The sequence below is a fragment of the Micromonospora sp. MW-13 genome, from assembly GCF_003434305.1.
GTDB lineage: Bacteria > Actinomycetota > Actinomycetes > Mycobacteriales > Micromonosporaceae > Micromonospora.
In genome coordinates this window covers 62,482-83,203 of the sequence record NZ_QKKX01000016.1, presented here as the reverse complement: position 1 = coordinate 83,203, position 20,722 = coordinate 62,482, and the positions used below count along the sequence as shown (strand labels likewise).

Annotated in this window: 18 protein-coding genes and 1 pseudogene; 13 read left to right on the top strand and 6 right to left on the bottom strand. The window is 74.0% G+C overall.

The window, feature by feature from the left end:
• Positions 1-23 precede the first annotated feature (23 nt).
• Both C5N14_RS34145 and C5N14_RS11545 read left to right on the top strand, forming a co-directional pair.
• Positions 24-338, top strand: a pseudogene (locus C5N14_RS34145) (biotin carboxylase N-terminal domain-containing protein); the annotation flags it as partial.
• A 66-nt stretch (positions 339-404) separates the two neighbouring features.
• The gene (locus C5N14_RS11545; protein ID WP_371685835.1) at positions 405-1,466 is read left to right on the top strand and encodes a biotin carboxylase; all 1,062 of its coding nucleotides are present in this window, start codon (positions 405-407) and stop codon (positions 1,464-1,466) included.
• 24 nt (positions 1,467-1,490) lie between these two features.
• Here the strand turns inward: C5N14_RS11545 and C5N14_RS11540 are convergent, their stop codons facing one another.
• On the bottom strand, positions 1,491-2,405 hold the full coding sequence (locus C5N14_RS11540) for a hypothetical protein (protein ID WP_117668084.1): 915 nt from the start codon (positions 2,403-2,405) through the stop codon (positions 1,491-1,493).
• A gap of 1,048 nt (positions 2,406-3,453) precedes the next feature.
• On the opposite strand from C5N14_RS11540, the gene C5N14_RS11535 reads away from it, so the two are divergent.
• The 4 genes from C5N14_RS11535 to C5N14_RS33020 all read left to right on the top strand — a co-directional run bounded on the left by C5N14_RS11535 (position 3,454) and on the right by C5N14_RS33020 (position 10,388).
• Positions 3,454-4,365 carry a hydroxymethylglutaryl-CoA lyase gene (locus C5N14_RS11535; protein ID WP_207892701.1) on the top strand — a complete coding sequence of 304 codons (912 nt, stop codon included), beginning with the start codon at positions 3,454-3,456 and terminating at the stop codon, positions 4,363-4,365.
• A 215-nt stretch (positions 4,366-4,580) separates the two neighbouring features.
• Complete coding sequence (locus C5N14_RS11530) at positions 4,581-6,113, top strand: acyl-CoA carboxylase subunit beta (RefSeq protein ID WP_117668082.1); 1,533 nt, start codon at positions 4,581-4,583, stop codon at positions 6,111-6,113.
• Positions 6,114-6,216: 103 nt separating this feature from the next.
• Entirely contained in the window at positions 6,217-7,365 is a 1,149-nt protein-coding gene (locus tag C5N14_RS11525) for an acyl-CoA dehydrogenase family protein (protein WP_117668081.1), read from the top strand.
• Positions 7,366-7,514: 149 nt separating this feature from the next.
• A complete protein-coding gene (locus C5N14_RS33020) occupies positions 7,515-10,388 on the top strand; it encodes a helix-turn-helix domain-containing protein (RefSeq protein WP_243639456.1) in 2,874 nt (957 codons plus the stop codon).
• A 310-nt stretch (positions 10,389-10,698) separates the two neighbouring features.
• On the opposite strand, the gene C5N14_RS11510 is transcribed toward C5N14_RS33020, so the two are convergent.
• Positions 10,699-11,208, bottom strand: a complete 510-nt coding sequence (locus tag C5N14_RS11510; RefSeq protein WP_117668080.1) for a MarR family winged helix-turn-helix transcriptional regulator — start codon at positions 11,206-11,208, stop codon at positions 10,699-10,701.
• A 101-nt stretch (positions 11,209-11,309) separates the two neighbouring features.
• Here C5N14_RS11510 and C5N14_RS11505 point away from each other — a divergent pair, with 101 nt between their 5' ends.
• Positions 11,310-11,891 carry a YceI family protein gene (locus tag C5N14_RS11505; protein WP_117668079.1) on the top strand — a complete coding sequence of 194 codons (582 nt, stop codon included), beginning with the start codon at positions 11,310-11,312 and terminating at the stop codon, positions 11,889-11,891.
• Between the two features lie 366 nt (positions 11,892-12,257).
• On the top strand, positions 12,258-13,736 hold the full coding sequence (locus C5N14_RS11500) for a glutamate--cysteine ligase (protein WP_117668078.1): 1,479 nt from the start codon (positions 12,258-12,260) through the stop codon (positions 13,734-13,736).
• 7 nt (positions 13,737-13,743) lie between these two features.
• On the opposite strand, the gene C5N14_RS11495 is transcribed toward C5N14_RS11500, so the two are convergent.
• The gene (locus C5N14_RS11495; protein ID WP_243639454.1) at positions 13,744-15,198 is read right to left on the bottom strand and encodes a hypothetical protein; all 1,455 of its coding nucleotides are present in this window, start codon (positions 15,196-15,198) and stop codon (positions 13,744-13,746) included.
• A gap of 111 nt (positions 15,199-15,309) precedes the next feature.
• Here C5N14_RS11495 and C5N14_RS11490 point away from each other — a divergent pair, with 111 nt between their 5' ends.
• Positions 15,310-15,993 carry a PASTA domain-containing protein gene (locus tag C5N14_RS11490; RefSeq protein WP_117668118.1) on the top strand — a complete coding sequence of 228 codons (684 nt, stop codon included), beginning with the start codon at positions 15,310-15,312 and terminating at the stop codon, positions 15,991-15,993.
• Between the two features lie 93 nt (positions 15,994-16,086).
• Complete coding sequence (locus tag C5N14_RS11485) at positions 16,087-16,863, top strand: PASTA domain-containing protein (RefSeq protein ID WP_117668077.1); 777 nt, start codon at positions 16,087-16,089, stop codon at positions 16,861-16,863.
• Between the two features lie 66 nt (positions 16,864-16,929).
• Here the strand turns inward: C5N14_RS11485 and C5N14_RS11480 are convergent, their stop codons facing one another.
• Both C5N14_RS11480 and C5N14_RS11475 read right to left on the bottom strand, forming a co-directional pair.
• On the bottom strand, positions 16,930-17,379 hold the full coding sequence (locus C5N14_RS11480) for a hypothetical protein (RefSeq protein WP_117668076.1): 450 nt from the start codon (positions 17,377-17,379) through the stop codon (positions 16,930-16,932).
• A 100-nt stretch (positions 17,380-17,479) separates the two neighbouring features.
• Positions 17,480-17,767, bottom strand: a complete 288-nt coding sequence (locus C5N14_RS11475; protein ID WP_117668075.1) for a hypothetical protein — start codon at positions 17,765-17,767, stop codon at positions 17,480-17,482.
• 623 nt (positions 17,768-18,390) lie between these two features.
• On the opposite strand from C5N14_RS11475, the gene C5N14_RS11470 reads away from it, so the two are divergent.
• From C5N14_RS11470 to C5N14_RS11460, 3 genes are all read left to right on the top strand, one after another.
• Positions 18,391-19,272: a helix-turn-helix transcriptional regulator gene (locus C5N14_RS11470; RefSeq protein ID WP_117668074.1), complete on the top strand. Its 882-nt coding sequence runs from the start codon at positions 18,391-18,393 to the stop codon at positions 19,270-19,272.
• Entirely contained in the window at positions 19,242-19,463 is a 222-nt protein-coding gene (locus tag C5N14_RS11465; protein ID WP_117668073.1) for a DUF397 domain-containing protein, read from the top strand. The genes C5N14_RS11470 and C5N14_RS11465 overlap by 31 nt, the downstream gene beginning before the upstream one ends.
• Before the next feature lie 233 nt (positions 19,464-19,696).
• A complete protein-coding gene (locus C5N14_RS11460) occupies positions 19,697-20,104 on the top strand; it encodes a hypothetical protein (protein WP_117668072.1) in 408 nt (135 codons plus the stop codon).
• Here C5N14_RS11460 and C5N14_RS11455 read toward each other — a convergent pair.
• A complete protein-coding gene (locus tag C5N14_RS11455) occupies positions 20,072-20,674 on the bottom strand; it encodes a hypothetical protein (RefSeq protein WP_117668071.1) in 603 nt (200 codons plus the stop codon). The genes C5N14_RS11460 and C5N14_RS11455 overlap by 33 nt on opposite strands.
• Positions 20,675-20,722: the final 48 nt, after the last annotated feature.

Genomic DNA, 20,722 nt, shown 5'->3' with positions numbered 1-20,722 from the left:
GACTCGTGCGTACCGGCCCACCCATGGTTCCCTTGCACCGTCCCACCCTTTGGACGCTGGAGGAGAACATGATCGAGTCGCTGCTGGTCGCCAACCGGGGCGAGATCGCCCGCCGGATCATCCGTACCGCGAAGCGGCTCGGGATCCGCGCGATCGCGGTGTACTCGGAGGCGGACGCCGGCCTGCCGTTCGTCACCGAGGCCGACGAGGCGGTCTGTGTCGGCCCGGCCAATCCGGCCCAGAGCTACCGCAACGTCGAGGCGATCCTCGCCGCCGCCAAGTCGACCGGCGCGCAGGCGATCCACCCCGGCTACGGCTTCCTGTCCGAGAACGCCGAGTTCGCCCGTACCGTCGAGGCCAGCGGGCTGGTCTGGGTCGGGCCCGGCGCGGACGCGATCACCGCGATGGGCGACAAGATCAACGCCCGGAACCTGATGGCGGCGGCCGGGGTCCCGGTCGCGCCGGGCACCACCGACCCGGCGGCCGACCTGGACGCGGCGGTCGCCGCCGCCACCGAGATCGGTTACCCGGTGATGGTCAAGGCGGCGGCCGGCGGCGGCGGCATGGGCATGGGCGTGGCCACCGACGAGGCCGCGCTGCGCATCGAGTACGACAAGGTGCGCGCGTTCGCCGAGCGGATGTTCGGTGACGGCTCGGTGCTGATCGAGCGGTACTTCCCCCGGGTGCGCCACGTCGAGGTGCAGATCCTCGGCCTGGCCGACGGCCGGGTGGTGGCGCTCGGCGAGCGGGAGTGCTCGGTGCAGCGGCGCAACCAGAAGCTGGTCGAGGAGTCCCCGTCCCCGGCGGTCTCGCCGGAGCTGCGCGAGCGCTTCCTCGCCGCCGCGGTGCGCGCGGGCGAGGCGGTCGGCTACCGCAACGCGGGCACCGTCGAGTGCCTGCTGGTCCCCCGTCAGCGGAACCTGGCGGACGACAGCTCCGGCTCCGGCTCTGGCTCTGGCTCTGGCTCTGGCTCCGAAGAATTCTTCTTCCTGGAGATGAACACCCGGCTCCAGGTGGAGCACCCGGTCACCGAATACGTCTACGGCGTCGACCTGGTCGAGGAGCAGCTCCGGGTGGCATCCGGCCTGGCTCCGACGTTCGACCCGGACGCGCTCGCCCCGCGCGGGCACGCCATCGAGCTGCGGATCAACGCCGAGGACCCGAAGCGGTTCCTGCCCGGCCCGGGCGCGATCAAGACCTGGAACGAGCCGACGGGCGAGGGTGTCCGGGTCGATTCCGGCTACGTCGCCGGCAACACGGTGACCCCGTTCTACGACAGCCTGATGGCCAAGCTCATCGTCAGCGGCAGCGACCGGGCAGAGGCTGTAGAGCGGGCCCGGGCGGCGGTGGCGGCCTTCGAGATCGCCGGCCCGAAATGCAACCTCCCGTTCCACGCGGAGCTACTGGAGAACGAGGAATTCCTCTCCGGCGACTACGACACCGGCATCGTCCCCCGCATGCGCTAACCCGCCACCCCCCACCCGCGTTGATCAAGAGGTTTGCGTCGGGGTTTCGTCCTGCGCCGACGCAAACCTCTTGATCACCTCCGTCCGGACGTCCCCGACGGCGTACGGGAGCGGGGTTGGGGCGGGGCCGACGGTGAGCCAGACCGGGTCGACCCGGGGTGACCGGTGCCGCCCGGCGGGCGCGTCGTTGGTCGGGGCCGGCCCGGCGGGGAAGCGCCCGGGGTTCCAGCCTCCGCGCGGCGTCCCGCCCGGGGCCGAGGACTCCCGCTGTCGCGGCACGTCCTCCGGGCGGGGCTCGCCGCCGAGCGGCCGGTGTCGCGAGTGTCCCCGCACCGCCGGCCGGGCCGGCGCGCGAAGGGCCGCGCGCAGCAGGTCGTTCTCGGCCTGGCTGGCGGCCAGCCTCCGGCGCAGCGAGGCGTTCTCCCGCCGCAGCCCGTCCTCGCCGCCGCCGCCACCGTTGCCGCCACTGCCGTCGCCGTCGTTCGGGTGGGCGTCGGCGTGGGGGTGGACCGGTCCGGCCGGCTCGCGGCCCCGCGACGGCGGCCTCTCCTCCCGGGCCGCCTCGTAGAGCAGCCCGAGGCGGTCCAGCGTCGCGTCGCGGTCGGCCCTCGGCACCGTGTACTCCACGACCAGGACCACCGTCGGCCACGGCGGGCCCTTGGTCTCCGTGGTGAAGTGCCGGGAGAGCCGCTTGCGCAGAGCGTCCCGGTTCCGTCCGGGCCGGTCCCGGCAGATCCGTTCGGACAGTTTGCTCCACGTGTCGATCGGTCCGATCTCCGGGCAGCCCTCGACGACGTCGCGGACCGCCAGCCCGTACGCGGAGACCGCCGCCGAGCCGTACCGGGACTCGTAGCCTGCGGCCAGTCGTGCGCGGGCGACGAGTCGGTGCCGCTGATGCTGCCCTCCCGCCGGGGACGGCGTGGTGTTGTGCGGGGTCATGTCGGTCCTTCCAAGAGCTACATGACTCGGAACCGTATTTGTACCCCCTCTGATCAACGGCGGGCCCGCTTTTCCTGCGCCCACGGTCAGTTTTTGGCCGGGTGCCTGTCCGGGTAGGACGGTCTGATTCCACGCGGCCGACCGCTTTCCGATTCCGTACGGCTACTGGGCTACGGTCATTCGGCGCCGATCATCCACTTTGGCCGCCCTGTCCCGCGGCTACCCGGCCAGAACCGCGCGTACCCCGTCCGGACCGCGTCGTTGTTCCCGTCGCGTGACCGGTGCGGCGGCGATCCGCCGGTTCGGCAGTTATCGGAACGTGCGTATTCGACCGGTGGAAATTCCATCGGTGCATCTTGCGTCTCTGGATGGATGAAATGACAAGAGGAAGACCGATTGGCGGCGCCGGGTGGCCCGTCGACCGTCGGCGGGTGGTCCGGTGGCTGCGATCCATGTCGCTGGGCGCGGAGGGCGGGGTCGCCATGGCCGTGCTTCTGGGCCGAGAGGACGCCGTCGCGTGCGCCGGCGCCCTCTCGGCCATGCTCCGGGGTGCTGCGGAGCTCTTGGAAGGACCGTCGCAGCCCTGATCCCGGAGGGGGTGGCGAGGGGCGGGCCGACGGCCGGCCGCCTCGCCGCCCCAACCCACCGTCGCGAGTCGGGGCGTGCCCAACGTAACGATCCGGGGCGCGGCCGATCGATGCGCCGGGGGGATTCTGGCCGTCCGGTCCCCCGTTCCGGCGAACGTGGCCCCCGGGGTCGGCCGGACGGGCCACCCGGGCGGGGCGGGCGCCGCACAGCGCGTCCGGCCATCGACTGGGAATGCTGCTAGGCGGCTCGGCTCGCCCCGGCGTGCGTCTCCCGTCCGCCGCGGTTCGCCGCGCTTCCGCGTTCACCCGGCCGGGGGCCGGTCTGGCGTCCGCTCCCGACGTTCTGGTTCCCTGGAGGGACCACCGGTCGTCCGGCGTCGCCCGTCTGCCGCCCCTACGAGGGGCGTCCGGGCGACGGCGTCCGGGCGACCCGACGTCACAGCGAGGTGACCATGAGTCAGATGCCCGCAGCCGTGTCGATCCGCGAGGTCGGGCCGCGCGACGGGCTCCAGAACGAGGAGCCGGTCCCGACCGGGGCCAAGGTGCGGCTGATCGACGCGCTCTCCCGTACCGGCGTCCGCCGGATCGAGGCGGTGTCGTTCGTGCACCCGAAGGCCATCCCGCAGATGGCCGACGCGGACGAGGTGTGGCAGCGGGCCGCGAAGGTCGACGGGGTGCGCTACTCGGCGCTGGTGCCGAACACCCGGGGCGCGCAGCGCGCCCTCGCGGCCGGGTTCACCGAGATCGAGGTGGTGGTCTCGGCCAGCGACACGCACAACCGGCGCAACGTCAACCGGTCCACCGACGAGTCGCTCGACGACATCGCGGAGCTGATCGACCTGCTGCACGGGGCCGGGGCGACCGCCGAGGTGATCGTGGCGACCAGCTTCGGCTGCCCGTACGAGGGGGACGTGGCCCCCCGACGGGTCGCCGGCATCGTCGACCGGGTGGTCCGCGACGGCGCGGACCGGGTCGCGTTCGGCGACACCACGGGCATGGGCACGCCGCGCCGGGTCCGCGAGCTGCTGACCGCGGTACGCGACCGCAACGCCCACGTCCCGGTGCTGCTGCACTTCCACAACACCCGGGGCACGGCGCTGGCGAACCTGCTGACCGCGCTGGAGCTCGGGATCACCGAGTTCGACGCCAGCGTCGGCGGCCTCGGCGGCTGCCCGTACGCCCCGGGGGCCAGCGGCAACCTGGCCACCGAGGAGGCGGTGCACATGCTGCACGACATGGGCATCGACACGGGCATCGACCTGGACGCCCTGATCGAGGCCGCCGAACTTGCCGAACACCTGCTCGGCAAGAAGCTCCCCTCCGGCGTCCTCCGCGCCGGCCCCCGCACCCGCCTAACCCCCCTCCCCACCTAACCCCACCCACCCCGAATGGACCTCGTTGATCAAGAGGTTTGCGTCAGGACTTTCGACCAGCCCGACGTAAACCTCTTGATCAACACCTCGACAGGGCGGGGGTGGGGCGGGGTGTTGGAGGGGGAAGGGGGGATGCGTTAGCCTAACGATCGTTCAGGTCACTTGCTGCGCATTCTCACGGGTCGCGCGGCCGGTCAGGCGGCGAGGGAGTCGGCGTGACGCTCGACGGTGAGGCACTGGAGCAACTGCGCAAGCGCGCCCGGGCCGGCGGTGCGGACAAGTACCACGCGGCGAACGCCGCCAAGGGAAAGCTCTTCGCCCGCGAGCGGGTGGCGCTCCTGGTCGACGAGGGCTCCTTCGTCGAGGACGGGCTGTACGCCAACGCGCTGGCCGAGGGCCTGCCCGCCGACGGCGTGGTCACCGGCACCGCCACCATCGACGGCCGGCAGGTCTGCCTGATGGCCAACGACTCCACGGTCAAGGCCGGGAGCTGGGGCGCGCGTACCGTCGAGAAGATCATCCGGATCATCGAGCGGGCGTACTCGACCGGGGTGCCGATGGTCTACCTGGTCGACTCGGCCGGTGCCCGGATCACCGACCAGGTGGACCTGTTCCCGGGCCGGCGCGGTGCCGGGAAGATCTTCTGGAACCAGGTCCGCGCCTCCGGCTCGATTCCGCAGGTGTGCGCCCTGTTCGGGCCGAGCGCGGCCGGCGGGGCGTACATCCCGGCGTTCTGCGACGTGGTGGCGATGGTGGACGGCAACGCCAGCATGTACCTCGGCTCCGATCGGATGGTCGAGATGGTCACCGGGGAGAAGACCACCCTGGAGGCGATGGGCGGCGCCAAGGTGCACTGCGCCGAGTCGGGCGTCGGGCACTTCCTCTGCAAGACGGAGGCGGACGCGCTCGACGTGGTCCGGCGCTATCTGTCGTACCTGCCGGCGAACTGGACGCAGCAGCCGCCGGCCGCCGAGGCGGTGCCCGCGCCGGAGCGGGCCGACCTGGCCGCGCTCGTCCCGGCCAGCGAGCGGCAGGCGTTCGACATGCGCCGGTACGTCCGGGGGCTGCTCGACGACGGTTCCTTCTTCGAGATCCAGGCGCTCTGGGCCAAGGAGCTGACCATCGGCTTCGGCCGGCTGGACGGCCAGGTCGTCGGCGTGGTCGGTAACAACTCGATGTTCAAGGGCGGGGTGCTCTTCGTCGACTCGGCCGACAAGGCGACCCGGTTCGTGCAGCTCTGCGACGCGTTCAACGTGCCGCTGCTGTTCCTGTCCGACGTGCCCGGGTTCATGGTCGGCAGCGCGGTGGAGAAGCAGGGCATCATCCGGCACGGGGCGAAGATGATCACCGCGATCTCCGAGGCGACCGTACCCAAGATCTGCGTGGTGGTGCGCAAGGCGTACGGCGCGGGCCTGTACGCGATGGCCGGCCCCGGCTTCGAGCCGGACGCCACGATCGCCCTGCCCACCGCGAAGATCGCGGTGATGGGCGCGGAGGCCGCCGTCAACGCCGTCTACGCCAACAAGATCGCGGCCATCGCCGACGAGGCCGAGCGGGCCGCCTTCGTCGCCGCGAAGCGCGAGGAGTACGAGCGGGACATCGACGTCGTCCGGCTCGCCAGCGAGCTGGTGGTCGACGCGATCGTCGAGCCGCACGAGCTGCGTGCCGAGCTGGTCCGGCGGTTCGTCGCCGCCCGCACCAAGGACCGGCACTTCTCCCGCCGCCGGCACGGCGTTACCCCGGTCTGACCGCCCCGCACCCCAGGGGCCCGCACCGCCACCGTCACCCGGAACCACCCCCACCCGTCGGCGTCACGAGCGCCCGGCGGAGGAACCCGTACAGGAGGAACCGATGGACTTCCGGCTCACCGAGGAGCAAGAGGCGCTGCGGGAGAGCGTCCGGGACTTCGCCCGGGAGGTGGTCGCGCCGGTGATCGCCGAGCACTACGAGAAGCACACCTTCCCGTACGAGGTGGTCCGGCAGATGGGCAAGATGGGCCTGTTCGGCCTGCCCTTCCCCGAGGAGCACGGCGGCATGGGCGGCGACTACTTCGCCCTCTGCCTCGTCCTGGAGGAACTGGCCCGGGTCGACTCCAGCGTGGCGATCACCCTGGAGGCGGCGGTCTCCCTCGGCGCGATGCCGATCTTCCGCTTCGGCACCGCCGAGCAGAAGGCACGGTGGCTGCCGAAGCTGGTCAGCGGCGAGGCCCTCGCGGGCTTCGGCCTCACCGAGCCCGGCACCGGCTCGGACGCCGGTGGCACCCAGACGAGGGCGGTGCTGGACGGCGACGAGTGGGTGATCAACGGCTCGAAGGCGTTCATCACCAACTCGGGCACCGACATCACCGCCCTGGTGACGGTCACCGCCGTCACCGGAACCCGGCCGGACGGCAGCAAGGAGCTGTCCACCATCATCGTGCCGTCCGGCACCCCCGGCTTCACGGTCGCCCCGGGCTACTCCAAGGTCGGCTGGAACGCCTCGGACACCCATGAGCTGACCTTCGACGACTGCCGGGTCCCGGCCGCCAACCTGCTCGGCGAGCGAGGCCGGGGCTTCGCCCAGTTCCTGCGCATCCTCGACGAGGGCCGGATCGCCATCGCCGCCCTCGCCGTCGGTCTCGCCCAGGGCTGCGTCGACGAGTCGCTGAAGTACGCGAAGGAGCGCCAGGCGTTCGGCCAGCCGATCGGCAACTACCAGGCCATCCAGTTCAAGATCGCCGACATGGAGCTGAAGGCGCACACCGCCCGTCTGGCGTACTACGACGCCGCCGCCCGGATGCTGGCCGGCGAGCCGTTCAAGCGGCAGGCGGCGATCGCCAAGCTGCACGCCAGCACGATCGCCGTGGACAACGCCCGCGAGGCCACCCAGGTCCACGGCGGCTACGGCTTCATGAACGAGTACCCGGTGGCCCGGTTCTGGCGCGACTCGAAGATCCTGGAGATCGGCGAGGGCACCAGCGAGGTCCAGCGCATGATCATCGCCCGCGACCTCGGCCTGTGAACGGCGGGGGCCCGCGCTGACGCCTGCGGCCCGGCGACGGCCCCGCCGACCGCAACCACTGCGGCACTGTCGGATATCCGTGTCCGGAGGCGTCGGCAGGGCGACGGTTGCCTGCCGGCCGTCACACCCGATCCGTACCCTTCCTGCCCATGGCTCCCGATCATGATCGTTCGCCGGGTGCGGACGGTCGTACCGGCCTGTCGGACCTGTTGCGCGCGTACCGGCGCGCGGCCGGTCTCACTCAGGCCGAGCTGGCGTCCCGGGCGGGCATCGGCGTGCGCACGGTCCGCGACCTGGAGCGCGGTCGGTCCGCGCGACCGCAACGGACCACCGTCGAGCTGCTCGCCGGCGCGTTGGCCCTGGCCGGTCCGGCGCTCGCGGAGTTCACCGCCGCCGCCCGGGGCGCGGCCCCGGCCCGGTCCGCCCCCGCCGCCAGGCCGTCGTGGCGACCGCCCCCGGCCGTCGGCGCCGGGCCGCCGCCGGGCACCCAGTCCGCCGGTACGCCGATCGCGCTTCCGCCACCGGTCGAGCTGATCGGTCGGGAGCAGGACGTGGCCGAGCTCGTCGAACTGCTGACCGCCGGCCACGGCCCACCGGTGGTCAGCCTCGTCGGACTGGCCGGGGTGGGCAAGACGGCGCTGGCCCTGGCGGTGGCCCACGCCGTCGCCGGCCGGGCGCCGGGGGGCGCGGCCGGGGTGCTCGTCGGGGAGGGCTCGGACACCGCCGACGTGCTCTCGGCGGTGGCGGCCGTGTTCGGCGGCGCCCGCCCCCCGGACCTCGCCGTCCGGCTCGCCGGCCGCCCGGCGCTGCTGCTGATCGACGCGGTGGAACGTGCGCCGGACCCAGTGGCCGAGGCGTTGCACCGGCTCGCCCGGGCGGTGCCCATGCTGCGGATCCTGGTGACCGGCCGGCATCCGGTCGGTGTGCCGGGCGAACGGGTCTGGCCGGTGCCGCCGCTGGACGTTCCCCCGCCCGAGCTCGACCCGGCGGAACCCGACGTCCTCGCCGGCTACCCGGCGGTGGCGCTGTTCACCGCGCGCCTGGCCCGGGTACGGCGGGAGCCACCGGACCCGGCCGAGCTGCCGGCCCTCGCCGCGCTCGCCCGCCGGCTGGGCGGGCTGCCGCTGGCCATCGAGCTGATGGCCGCCCGGGGACGCATCCTCGATCTCAACGAGCTGCTCGACCGGTACGGCGATCGCGTCCTCGACCTCGCCACCTCCCCGGTGCCGGCGCCCGGGCCGGGGTGGGCGGCGTCCGAGCCCGGCGGGGCGCACGCCCCTCGGCCGCCGGACCCGGCGGCCATCCGGCGGCCCGCCGGTTCGGCCGGGCCCGGCGGCCCTGCGATGGACGGCGGCCCTGCGATGGACGGCGGCCCTGCGTCGGGCGGCGGCCCTGCGGTGGGCGGCAGGCCGGCGGAACCGGGCGGTGCGGTACCCGGGCCGGCGGCGTCGGGCGGGGCGGGGGGCGGCGCGCCGGTCACCCTGCGGGACGCGGTGGCGGCCAGCTACCGCCTGCTCGCGCCGGAGGAGCGGGCGGCGCTGCGCCGGCTCTCCGCGTTCCGCAACCGCTGGTCGGTGGAGCTGGCGGAGGAGATGCTCGCCGACGACGCCGACCCGGAGGGCACCGTGTCGGTCGACCCGGTGCCGCTGCTGGACCGGCTGCTCCAGCTCGGCCTGCTCAGCGTGCGCGGTGCCGGGCCGTTCCGGTTCCGGCTGCTCGACGCGGTGCGGGAGTTCGCCGCCGAGCAGGCCATCGGCGCCGGCGAGCTGAGCGTCGTCCGGCGGCGGCATGCCGAGGTCTTCTCACGGCTGGTGGGCCGTACCGTTGCCGACCTGGCAGGTTCCCAGCTCACCTCGGCGGTACGCCGGCTCGACGAGGCGACCGGCGACATCACCGCCGCACTGGCCCACGCGGCGGTCGACGACCCGGTCACCGCGCTGCGGCTGGCCGCCGGACTGGCCCGCTGGTGGCGGTTCCGGGGGCGCAACGTCCTCGGGCGGCAGTGGCTGTGCCGGCTGTTGGCCGACCCGCGTACCGCTGACGCCGACCCGATGCTGCGCGCGTGGGCCGCGCTCGGGGCGGCCCGGCTGGCCGCCGAGCACGGGGCCGCAGAGCAGGAACTGCCGGCGGCGCGGGGGGCCTGGGCGGTGTTCCACCGGGTCGGCGACGTGACCGGCGAACTGGAGGCGCGTACGGTGCTCGGCGCGCTGCTGGTCGCCACCGACGCGCACGACGAGGCGCGGGAACAGGCGCTCGCCGTCCTCGCCCTGGCCACCCGGCACGGCCGGGTACGCGACATGGCCGTGGCGCAGAACAATCTGGCCTGGCACGAGACCCGGCTGGGCGACCTGGCCGGGGCCCGCCGCCGGTTGGCCGCGGTGGACCGACTGGCCGCGCAGTGCGGCGAGCGGCGACTGAGGGTGTTGGCCCGGGCGAATCTGGCGGAGGTGACCCGCTTGGAGGGCCGATACGCCGATGCCGTGGCGCAGGGCCGACGGGTGCTGGCCGGGGTGGCGGAGCTCGGTGATCCGGGACACCGCCGCCGGGCCCTCGGCACCGTCGGACTGGCGCTGGCCCAGGACGGGCGCCCGGACGAGGCGACCGAGGTGCTGTCCGGCCTCCGCTCGTGCGCGGCGGGCGACGCGGCCCTCGGGGCGGGTCTGGCCGGTGGCCGGCCGGCCTTCGGGTGGGACGCCCGTGGCCGGGTCGCGGACGCCCGGTTCGAGGACGCGGTCTGCGCGTTGATCGAGGCGAACATCGCCCTGCACCGGGGGGACCGGGACCTGGCGGCGGAGTGGTTCGCCGCCGCGGTCGAGGCGGGCGCCGCCGGACGGGACCGCCGGGACGTGGTGGAGGCGCTGGTCGGGCTGGCGGCGAGCACCGTCGACACGGACGTGCTCGACCGGCTGGACCGGCTCTGCCGGGAGACCGGCATCACCCTGCTGCCTCGGGAGGTCGCCCAGCTCGCGCCGCTGCGGGCCGCCGGACACGATCTCGGACACGTCGGCGTGGTGAATGGGTGACCCGGCGGCGCGGCGGAGCGACTTCACGCCGGGCGCAGTGGTGACGCGCAGTGGTGGCGCGGAGGGGTGGCGCGGAGGGGTGGCGCGAGCGAAGGAGCCCCCTGGTGTTACCCCTCGCTCATCGCTCGCGCCAGCACCCCCCGGTGCGCCCCCGCTGAGAGCACAGTAGCCACCGCGGGTAATGGACTTCGTCCGTTTCACCCGGATAGCTACCGCTGGCTGAGCCGATTCTGCCGGTCTTTCTGCCGGTATCACCACCCGGAGACCGCCCGGCCTCCGCACCCGCGTCCGGCGAGGGCCGCCGGGGGAGTCAGCCGCCGGGCGGGGCGGTCGGTTCCGCCGGATTCGGTTCGGTGCTGCCCGCCGTGGCCCCCGGATGCACAGCGTCGCGCACCTGCCGGAGGCCGTCGAGGAGGACGCGCAGCGTGTCGGGCGCCAACTGGCCGGTGAACCACTGCTCAATGATGCGCAGGTGCCCCGGGAGGGTCTGGTCCAACCGTTCCAGGCCGGCAGCGGTGACCACGGCGTACGAGCTACGCCGGTCGGACGGGCAGGCCCGACGGCGGAGGAGCCCGTCGCGCTCCATCCGGTCCACCACCCGGGTCACCCCGCTCGTGGAGAGCGAGGTCTGCGCGGCCAGGTCCGTCATCCGGAGCTGGTTGCCGGGCGAGCGGGCGAGGCGGGTCAGCATCTCGAACTCGACCGGGGAGAGCCCGTGCTCCTCGAACTGGGCGGCGAACCGGGCCGACAGCCCGGCGTGCGCCTCGACGAGCAGGCCGACGGCGGTGATCCGGGGGTCGTCGAACACGTTCTGGTCCACCCGCCCATCGTAGCAGTACTTGACACGGGGAATATTGTTGCGGCTATAGTTGCTCAGTCAGCCGTTGGACTACTAAACAATCTCCCCTGGAGGACAGCACCATGACCAGCAGCACCGAATCGGTTACCCGCGAGTGGGACGGCCTCACCATCCCGGCCGCCGGCACCTATCTGCTGGACGCGGCTCACAAGCGGGTCGGCTTCGTCGCCCGGCACATGATGGTCAGCAAGGTCCGTGGTGAGTTCGCCGACGCGACCGCCACGATCACGATCGCCGAGGACCCGCTGCAGTCCACGGTCTCCGCGACCATCCAGGCCGCGAGCATCAGCACCGCCCAGGCCGACCGGGACGCACACCTGCGCAGCCCCGAGTTCCTGGACACCGAGACCTTCCCGACCCTGGAGTACCGCAGCACCGGCGTGAAGTCCCGGGACGGCAACGAGCTCGTGCTCTCCGGCGAGCTGACCATCAAGGGCGTCACCCGCCCGGTGGAGCTGGAGGTCGAGTTCGAGGGCGTCGGGCGCAGCCCGTTCGGCCAGGACATCTTCGGGTTCTCCGCGAGCACCGAGATCGACCGCGAGGACTTCGGCCTGACCTGGAACGTCGCCCTGGAGACCGGCGGTGTGCTGGTCGGCAAGAAGATCAAGATCGAGATCGAGGGCGAGGCCGTCCGCCAGGCCTGATCCCCGCAACTTCGAGGACTGCACACCCTGAGTCCTGAGCACCGGAAGACCCCGTGGGCCCGCGCCGCACCAGTCGGCGCGGGCCCACGGTCCGTGTCGGGCCCGCGAGCCCCGGGGCGGCGTGGAGCTGGCGTCCCCGACGGGACGGTGCGAATTGTCACGAACCGTCGGTCGCCGTGCCCGATGGCGGGCACGCCCACCTGGGTAGAGATCCATCGGGAGCGACCCTCGGCCCGGTCGTGGCCGTCGTCGCGGTGATCGCCCGGCGTCGGCCGCTGGCCCGGGGCGTTGGGCACATTTACCGTAGATGGTTCACAATGCGCTGCGGAACGGCACGTTCCGCAGCGCCTCGCGCCGGGAGGACACATGGGCAGGGACGTCGAGCAGGGCGCCTTCTCCCGGGAGGACAGAGTCCGCTACCGGCAGAAGGTCCGGCGGTGTCTGGACGTCTTCGCGTTGATGCTGGACGACTTCGGTTTCGACGCCGACCGGCCGATGACCGGGCTGGAGATCGAACTCAACCTGATGGACCCGGCGGCCGAGCCGGCGATGCGCAACGAGCAGATCCTCGCGGACATCGCCGACCCGCTCTTCCAGACCGAGCTGGGGCAGTTCAACCTGGAGCTGAATGCCAAACCCCGGCTGATCGAGGGCAGCGGCTTCGCCGACTACGAGCACGACCTGCGCGGCAGCCTGACCCGGGCCGACGAGCGGGCGGCGAAGTCCGACGCCCGGATCGTGCTGGTCGGCATCCTGCCCACCCTCACCGAGCGCCACCTGGTCGCCGACAACCTCTCCACCGCCGCCCGGTACCGGGTGCTCAACGACCAGATCGTGGGCGCCCGCGGCGAGGACATCGAGCTGGACATCCGCGGCGTCGAGCGGTTGCAGACGCACACCGACTCCATCGCGCCGGAGGCCGCCTGCACCAGCCTCCAGTTCCACCTCCAGGTCGCCCCGGACAGCTTCGCGGACTACTGGAACGCCTCCCAGGCCATCGCGGGCGTCCAGGTGGCGGTGGGGGCGAACTCGCCGTTCCTGTACGGCCGACAGCTCTGGGCGGAGACCCGGATCGCACTGTTCCAGCAGGCCACCGACACTCGCCCCGACGAGCTGAAGGCCCAGGGCGTACGCCCCCGGGTCTGGTTCGGGGAGCGCTGGATCACCTCGATCTTCGACCTGTTCGAGGAGAACGTCCGCTACTTCCCGCCGCTGCTGCCGATCTGCGAGGACGAGGACCCGGTCGAGGTGCTGCACGCCGGCGGCGTCCCCGAACTGGCGGAGCTGCGGCTGCACAACGGCACGGTCTACCGCTGGAACCGGCCGGTCTACGACATCATGAACGGCCGCCCGCACCTGCGGGTGGAGAACCGGGTGCTGCCGGCCGGTCCCACGGTGGTCGACATGCTGGCGAACGCCGCCTTCTACTTCGGACTGGCCCGGGGCCTGGCCGAGGCGGACCGGCCGATCTGGAGCCAGTTGACGTTCAGCTCGGCGGAGGAGAACTTCCACACCGCCGCCCGGCGCGGCATGGACGCAGTCCTGCACTGGCCCCGCCTCGGGGACGTGCCGGTGACCAAGCTGGTGCTCGACACCCTGTTGCCGACGGCGGCCGTCGGGCTGGACCGCTTCGGCGTCGCGCCGGCCGAGCGGGACCACCTGCTCGGCGTCATCGAGCAGCGGTGCCGCACCGGCCGCAACGGCGCGGTGTGGCAGACCGAGGCGGTCTGGGCCGCCGAGCGGCGCCGGGGGATGGACCGCGACGCGGCCCTGCACGACATGGTGCAGCGTTACGCGGCGCTTCAGCGCGGCAACGAGCCGGTGCACACCTGGCCGGTTGACTGACCAGGCATCAGCGGGCGCGCCGCCCGCCGCGGGGCTTCGGCGCCGTCGGCGGCCGGCGCTCCGCGGCCACCTCCACACCCCCGGCGGGTACGCCGTCTCCGGCGCCCGGCTCCACCGCGCGCCCGGCCCCCGTCCCGGCTGCCGGGGCGGTCCCGGCGGTCCCGGTCTCCCCGGCGGTGCTGGCTTCCTCGGCGGTGCTGGCTTCCCCGGCCCCGGACCCGGTGGCCGTCCCGGCGTCGGGAGTGACCGGGCCGGCCTGGCCGGCGGCGGGCGGTCCCGGCTCGGCGTCGGTGCCGCCGGAGCGCGGCCGGGGCACCGGAACCGCAGCGCCGGACGCGGGCAGGGCTGCCAGCGGCATCGGTACGCCGGCGCGGCGGGCCGCCGTCCGCTGGGCCAGCGCGGCGGTCAACATCGACCCGGCGAGGCCGGCCAGCACCGCGTACGGTGCGACGAGGTGGGCCGACACCTGTTCCCGGCCGATCGTGGCGAGGCCGGGCACGGCCAGCAGGTAGGCCAGCGCGACGAGCAGCGGACCTGCCGCGCCCGAGGCCGCCGCCCCGAGTCGGCGCTCCGGCGACCGGGCGGTACGCCGCGCGGCCAGCGCGCCGATCAGCAGTGCCGAGCCGAGCGCCAGAAGCGCGCCGGGCCAGTAGAACCAGTCCCGGATCCAGAAGGCTGGCCAGTCCGCGCTGACCTGCCAGATGCCGAGTTGGGCGGTGGTCAGCCCCCGCCCGGAGAACACCCCGTCCGCCACGGCGACCACCGCGAGCAGCCAGAGCCAGCCGACGGTGGCGACCACGTCGGCAGCCGCAGCCGGTGAGCGCAGCGCCCACCTGGCCACCAGCATCCCGATCAGCACCCCGGCCCCGGCGTACGCGGCGGCCACGGCCTGTGGTGCGGAGACGTCCGGGACGCTCACCACCCGGGCCGGTACGGCCACCAGCAGCACGGTGACCAGCGCCCCGATCCCCCCGGCGAGCGCCAGGGCCGTCGATCCGAGCCCGCCGGCCCCGCCCTGCCCGGAACCGCCCCGGCCCGGGGTGGGAGCGGCCACGCCGGAGGAGCCGCCCGGGCCCACCCCGGGCGTGCCGACCGGCTCGGGCGGGGACGGCGTGCCCACCCGGTCCGGCCCGTCCGGGGAGCCGCCAGCCGCCGGGGCGTCGGGGGCGGCGACCGCCTCCGGTCGCTGCTCGGCGGTGGCGGGAGCATGCGGGGCGGGGACGCCCGGTGCCGGGGCGCGCTGCCGCAGCCGCTGGGCGCAGACCGCGCCGGCGATCGTCGAGGTGCTCGCGATCCAGGTCGACCAGGCCAGGCTGGCCACCCAGGACGCCTCGCCGCCGACGTCCGCCCCCGCCCAGCTGATGATGCCCAGCCCGTAGCCGAAGCCCAGTTGGGCGGCGCCCGCGCCGGCAGCGACGCCGACCGCCGTGGCGATCGATGCTCCCCAGCCCCGTCTGGCCATGCCGGGGAGCGTAACGTCCCGAGGTCGGCCCGGCGAGCCGTGGCGGAGAACCGGGCTCCCGGGTGCTTGGCGCGGCCCGGTACGGTCGCCGGTGATGAGGTGGTGGGCGCGATGACGGACGGGAACACCGCTCGGGAGACGTACCCCGGCGAGCCGGGCGGGTCCGGGTCGGGCCGGATGGCCAGGGTGCTCGGCGGTGGGCTCGCCGTCGCGCTCCTCGCGGCCGTCGGCGCGGCCGGCGGCTGGCTGCTGGCCGACGAGGACGCCGCCCCGTCCGGCCCGAGTGCGGACGCCGGCGCGACGGCCCCGGCCACCGAGAGCCCGTCGCCGACCGTCCGGACGACCTCGCCCGCGCCCCGGACCAGCGCACCCGCCCCGTCCGGCGGGCTGACCGTCCCGCCGGTGGTGGGCACGGACTTCGAGGACGCCCGGGACGAACTGCGGGACCGCAGGCTCGGCTGGCGGCTGGTCTTCGGCACCGGGTCGGGGCGCAACGTGCGCGACGCCGACCCCCCGGTCGGCTCGGCCGTGCGCCGGGGCACCACCGTCGTGCTGCACGTCGCGGGGCCGGCGCCCGAGGTCAGCGTCCCGGACCTGCTCGACGACGACTGCTCCGACGCGGCCGACGACCTGGTCGAGGAGGGCCTCTACCCGCGCTACCGCACCGGCCGGACCGGCACCGTCACCGCACAGGACCCGGAGCCTGACAGCACGGCGTCCTGGAACGACGTGGTGGCCCTGACCTGTGGCAAGGAGCCGGCGGAGCCGAGCGGGGAGCCGGCACCGACCCCGTGACCGCGGCTCGCCGCGCTGATCCGAGCCGGCGTGCGCGGCAGCGGTTAGCGTGGATGCCGAGGGCCAGGCCGCCCGGTGGGGAGAGGACGTGCGATGAGCGACGACCGCCAGGGCCCGCCGTCGGCCGACGACGCCGACGACCGCACCCGCCCGCTGCCCCGCTCCGGGGACGGAACCCGGCCGCCGCCGGGTTCCCCGCGTGGGCTGCCAGCCGAGGAACCCGCCGACGAGACCCGGCCGCTGCCCCGGTCCGGGGACACCGGTCGGCAGCCGCCGGCCGGCCCCGCGGTCTGGTCCGGGCGGGCCGGGGTCCCGCCACCGCGCCCGGCGGACTACCGCGACCCGGCCGGCGAGGACTGGTACGCCGAGGACCAGCCCGGTCGGCGCTGGTGGACGCCGATCCTGCTCGGCGTGCTGGCGCTGCTGCTGGCCGGCCTGCTCGGGGCCGGCCTCTGGCTGCTCGCGTCCACCGACGACTCCCCCGGTCCCGGGGACACTTCCTCGGCGCGGCCGACCACCGCCCCGGCGACGACCGGTGCGCCGACGACCGAGGCGACGACCGCCGGGCCGTCCACCACCCCGCCGTCCACCACCCCGCCGTCGACCACCCGACCCGCGGTGCCGATGCCGCCGCTGGTCGGGCTGTCCCGGGCGACGGCCGAGCTGGTCCTGGACCAGCTCGGCATCGAGCACCGGGTCGAGGCCCGGGAGTCCGACCAGCCGGCCGGCACGGTGCTTGAGACCGATCCCGGTGCCGGCGAGCTGGTACCCGCCGGGGAGGAGGTCACGCTGGTGGTCGCGGCGGCCCCGACACCCGCCAGCAGCGCGGCCGAGCCGTCGGCGACCAGGGCTTCCAGCCCGACGCCCTGACGCCGCCGGGCCGGCCCTCGGCGGCACCGGGTCCCCGCCGTGCCGGGTGCTCACCACATCCGGTGCTCACCACATCCGGCGTCTGGTCCCGACCAGTCCAAGCCCGGCCAGCGCGATGGCCAGGCCGAGGACCCCGGACCAGAACAGTGAGCGGCTCACGTCGTTCCGGCGCTCCGCCGCCCCGTCCGGGGCCCGGCGGGCCTCGACGATCGAGTCCGTTCCGGCGCCGGCTCCCACGCCGGCGGGGCCCGGTACGCCGACCGCCCCCGCCGGAGCGGCTTGCGCCCCCGCCGGCTGATCCGCCCGGTCGGCCCAGCCCGGCTCGGGACCGGGCTCGTCCACCACGGTGATCTCGGGGGCCGGGACCGGAGCGCTCAGCTCGGTGGCGGACAGGGCCGGGTAGCGGACCACCATCACGAGGATGGTGACGGCGCCGAGCAGCGCCAGCAGGCCGAAGGCGTAGAGGGCACGGGAGCGGTGGTGTCGCCGCGCGGCGGGCAGAATGACCATGACCATCCCAGGTTCAGGGTCCGGGATGCGCGGGGTGGAGACTTCGCCGGGGTGGCGTACCGATCCTATGCCGGCGGCACGCATCCCGACCTGCGATTCCGGCGGGTCAGCCCACCCGGACCGCCGTACGGGCCACCGGGCGGCGCGGCCGGACGGTGTGCTGCCGGGGCGGCTGCGGCGCGGTCCGGAGCTGGCGCAGCCCGGCCGCCTGCACGAAGATCGACCGCCGGTTGACCGCTTCCCCCGTCGCGTTCAACTCGTAGCCGTCGAGCCACACCCAACCCTGGTACGTGGGCCAGTCGTGCACCCGGATCACGCGGAACATGATCGGTCTGAGGAACTGGACACTCGCCGCGCGAGTCACGTGCACTACGTCACCTGAGCGGGGAAGCACAGAGGGCTCCTGGAGAGGATCGGCCGGCGTGCGCCGGCGGTGGTTCGGGGGATGTCGCGGGTCCGGTGACGGGGTCGTGCCTCGTGAACCGGTCAGCGGGGCGGTGGTGGTCGGGTCGTGCCCGCTGGTGGCGTGCCGTCACCCGACCACCACCCGACTGCACCCGGTCGTCGCGCCCGCCGTCGCAGCCAGTGGCGTGCGGCGACGGGGCCTGGAACCGGGGCAGGTCCGTCGTGTGGTGCCTGGGCCCGGCCCTCGACCGAGCGCTCCGTCGCGGCGGAGCACCCCCCTCTCCGGTGGCCGACCGGAACGGTGAGTGACCTTGGCCCTACGGACAGACTGCATCAGTGACGTGCTTCATGCAAGTTGCATGTCGACTTTTGCCGATACGTGAGCGGCGCGCGTAAATAGACGCTTGATGCCGCCGTCCCCGGGGCGGCACACTGAACGTCGGTTTCGCCCGCCGCGGCCGGCCGACGACCGGCACCACGCCTCCGCCGCGAAACGCTCGCCGCCCGACGGTCGCGCCCCGGCGGGCGTCGACCCCCGGCGCGATCGACCGGAGGTAACCGGGTGAGCGCGAGCAGCGATCGGTCCGGCCAGGCGGCCCACGGGGGGACGCCGTGAGCGAGCGACGCAGCCCCACCATCCGCCGTCGCAGGCTCGGCGCCGAGTTGCGTCGCCACCGCGACGCGGCCGGCATCACGATCGAGGTGGTCGCCGAGCAACTGGAGTGCTCCGCGTCGAAGATCTCCCGGATCGAGACCGGCCACACCACCGCCACCCCCCGCGACGTCCGGGACATGTTGCTGATCTACGGGGTGTCCGGCGCCGAGAGCGACGAACTGGTGCAGATCGCCCGGGAGGCCCGGCAGAAGGGCTGGTGGCACCCGTACAGCACGGTGCTGGTCGGGGCGTACGTCGGCCTGGAGTCGGCAGCGAGCTCCATCCGGGCTTACGAGCAGCAGGTGGTGCCGGGCCTGCTGGAGACCGAGGAGTACGCCTCGGCGATGATCCGGGCCGCCCGTCCCGACTTCACCGTGGATCAGGTCCGGCAGAGAGTGCGTGTCCGACTCGACCGTCAGTCGTTGTTGACCCAGGACGATCCGGTCGATCTGTGGGTGGTGCTCGATGAGGCGGTGCTGAGCCGGCCGGTGGGCGGCGACGTGGTGATGCGTGGTCAGCTCAAGCGGCTGGTGGAGGTGGCGGAGCTGCCGAACGTGACGCTCCAGATCCTGCCGTTCTCGGTAGGGGCGCACGCCGGCATGGACGGCACCTTCACCATCCTCAGCTTCCCCGAAGCGGGTGATCCCGATGTCGTGTACGCGGAGAACGCCACGGGTGGGCTCTTCCTCGAGAAGAGCGACGAACTGCAGAAGTACAGCTTCATCTTCGATCACATTCGAGCAGCGGCCACACGCCCGGAGGAATCCATCGCACAAATCGCAAAACTGGCAGAGGAGCCGTTGTGGAAGTGGCGACCAAGAGGTTCCGTGGGGACCTGACGCGGGCGACGTGGTTCAAGAGCTCGAAGAGCGGGCCGAACTGTGACAACTGCGTCGAGGTGGCGTACGTGACCGGAGCAATCGGGGTACGGGACTCGAAGGACAAGAGTGGGCCCAACCTGATCTTCGCTCCGGGTGACTGGCACGCCTTCGTCGCCGGTACCAGGGAAGGCACCTTCGCCCGGGACTGATGGACCGGACCCCGACACGACGGGCGCGGCCCGTTCGGCAGCGTAGCCGGACGGTCCGCGCCCGTCGCGCGTCCGAAGGGAAGCCGGCGACTCTGCGGTACGGATCGGCGGTTGGCGGTACGGATCCGCCCCGACCCGTCGCCAGCCCCGCCCCGGGTCGTTGTACCCCTCGGTACGGCGCTGGTCGACAAACCCGCCGCACGGATCGGCAACCAAGCGAGGCAGGCGAGACGATGACGACGATCGGGTCAGAGAACCTCACCAACGGTCCGGGCAAGCCGGAGCGGTTCGGCGGCAAGTACCGCGGGGCCCGCCGAGACACCGTGCTGACCGAGGTGGTCTCCACCGACACCGAGTTCGCTGGTCGGGACGGCGGGTCGGCCACCCCCGAGCAGGCCGGGCCGCCGCTGTCGCTGCCCTCGCTGGACCCGAACCCGCTCACCGAGCCGTCGTTCCCGCCGGCCGGTTGGCCGACCGGGTCGGCCGAGCCCCTGGCCGACCACCCGCTGCTGCGCGGCCTGCTGCTGGAGTTGCCGCCGAAGGGGAGCGTGCCCCCGCCCGGCTGGATGGACCGCTGGTTCGAGGCGACCCGGGCGATCCTGGAGCTGCTATACGTGCAGGGGGCTGGCCGACCGCGGTGACGCCGGCTGCCGCTGGGGCAATGCCCGCTCGGCCAGCCGGCTGTGGCGCAGCGCGTGTCGTACCCCGATGGCGACGACACCCAGCGCGCCGATGGTGACCCCGGCCCCGGTCGTGCCGGGCCCCGCGAAGACGTCCAGGCCGCTGGCCGAGAGCACACCCGGGATGGTGGCCAGGCCGGTGACCTGGAGCGGCAGGCCGACGAGCGGGTGGGCGGCGGCGGCCCGCAGGCCGTGCGGGGCCGGGGCGTGCGGGGCCGTGGCGAGGGCACCGGCCCCGGTCCACAACCGGCGGACCCGCCGGGCGGTGCTGGCCCCGACCAGCAGCGCGGGCGTGGCCGCCAGTGCGAGCCCGGCGGCGGCCCGGTCCACCGTGCCGGTGCCGGCGCTCTGCAATCCGGCGGCGAGCACCGCCGCCGTCAGGCCGAGGCCGGTCAGGGTCAGGGCGAGCAACCATCCGGTACGCCGACGCAGCGCGCGGGCGCGGTCCAGCCGGGGCAGCCGGTCGGCGAGGATCCCCGCGGCCAGCCACACGCCGGCAACCAGCAACAGAACGATGAGATGCCCATCCATGGCATCAGCCTTGCCCAGCCCGCCGCCCACCGAATCCGGGCCGACCCC

Excerpts from the sequence above, each read along its gene's own strand:
- C5N14_RS11545 (WP_371685835.1), top strand. The coding sequence starts at position 405 with ATGGGCGACAAGATCAACGCCCGGAACCTGATGGCGGCGGCCGGGGTC.
- C5N14_RS11540 (WP_117668084.1), bottom strand. The coding sequence starts at position 2,405 with ATGACCCCGCACAACACCACGCCGTCCCCGGCGGGAGGGCAGCATCAG.
- C5N14_RS11535 (WP_207892701.1), top strand. The coding sequence starts at position 3,454 with ATGCCCGCAGCCGTGTCGATCCGCGAGGTCGGGCCGCGCGACGGGCTC.
- C5N14_RS11525 (WP_117668081.1), top strand. The coding sequence starts at position 6,217 with ATGGACTTCCGGCTCACCGAGGAGCAAGAGGCGCTGCGGGAGAGCGTC.
- C5N14_RS33020 (WP_243639456.1), top strand. The coding sequence starts at position 7,515 with ATGGCTCCCGATCATGATCGTTCGCCGGGTGCGGACGGTCGTACCGGC.
- C5N14_RS11505 (WP_117668079.1), top strand. The coding sequence starts at position 11,310 with ATGACCAGCAGCACCGAATCGGTTACCCGCGAGTGGGACGGCCTCACC.
- C5N14_RS11500 (WP_117668078.1), top strand. The coding sequence starts at position 12,258 with ATGGGCAGGGACGTCGAGCAGGGCGCCTTCTCCCGGGAGGACAGAGTC.
- C5N14_RS11495 (WP_243639454.1), bottom strand. The coding sequence starts at position 15,198 with ATGGCCAGACGGGGCTGGGGAGCATCGATCGCCACGGCGGTCGGCGTC.
- C5N14_RS11490 (WP_117668118.1), top strand. The coding sequence starts at position 15,310 with ATGACGGACGGGAACACCGCTCGGGAGACGTACCCCGGCGAGCCGGGC.
- C5N14_RS11485 (WP_117668077.1), top strand. The coding sequence starts at position 16,087 with ATGAGCGACGACCGCCAGGGCCCGCCGTCGGCCGACGACGCCGACGAC.
- C5N14_RS11480 (WP_117668076.1), bottom strand. The coding sequence starts at position 17,379 with ATGGTCATGGTCATTCTGCCCGCCGCGCGGCGACACCACCGCTCCCGT.
- C5N14_RS11460 (WP_117668072.1), top strand. The coding sequence starts at position 19,697 with ATGACGACGATCGGGTCAGAGAACCTCACCAACGGTCCGGGCAAGCCG.
- C5N14_RS11455 (WP_117668071.1), bottom strand. The coding sequence starts at position 20,674 with ATGGATGGGCATCTCATCGTTCTGTTGCTGGTTGCCGGCGTGTGGCTG.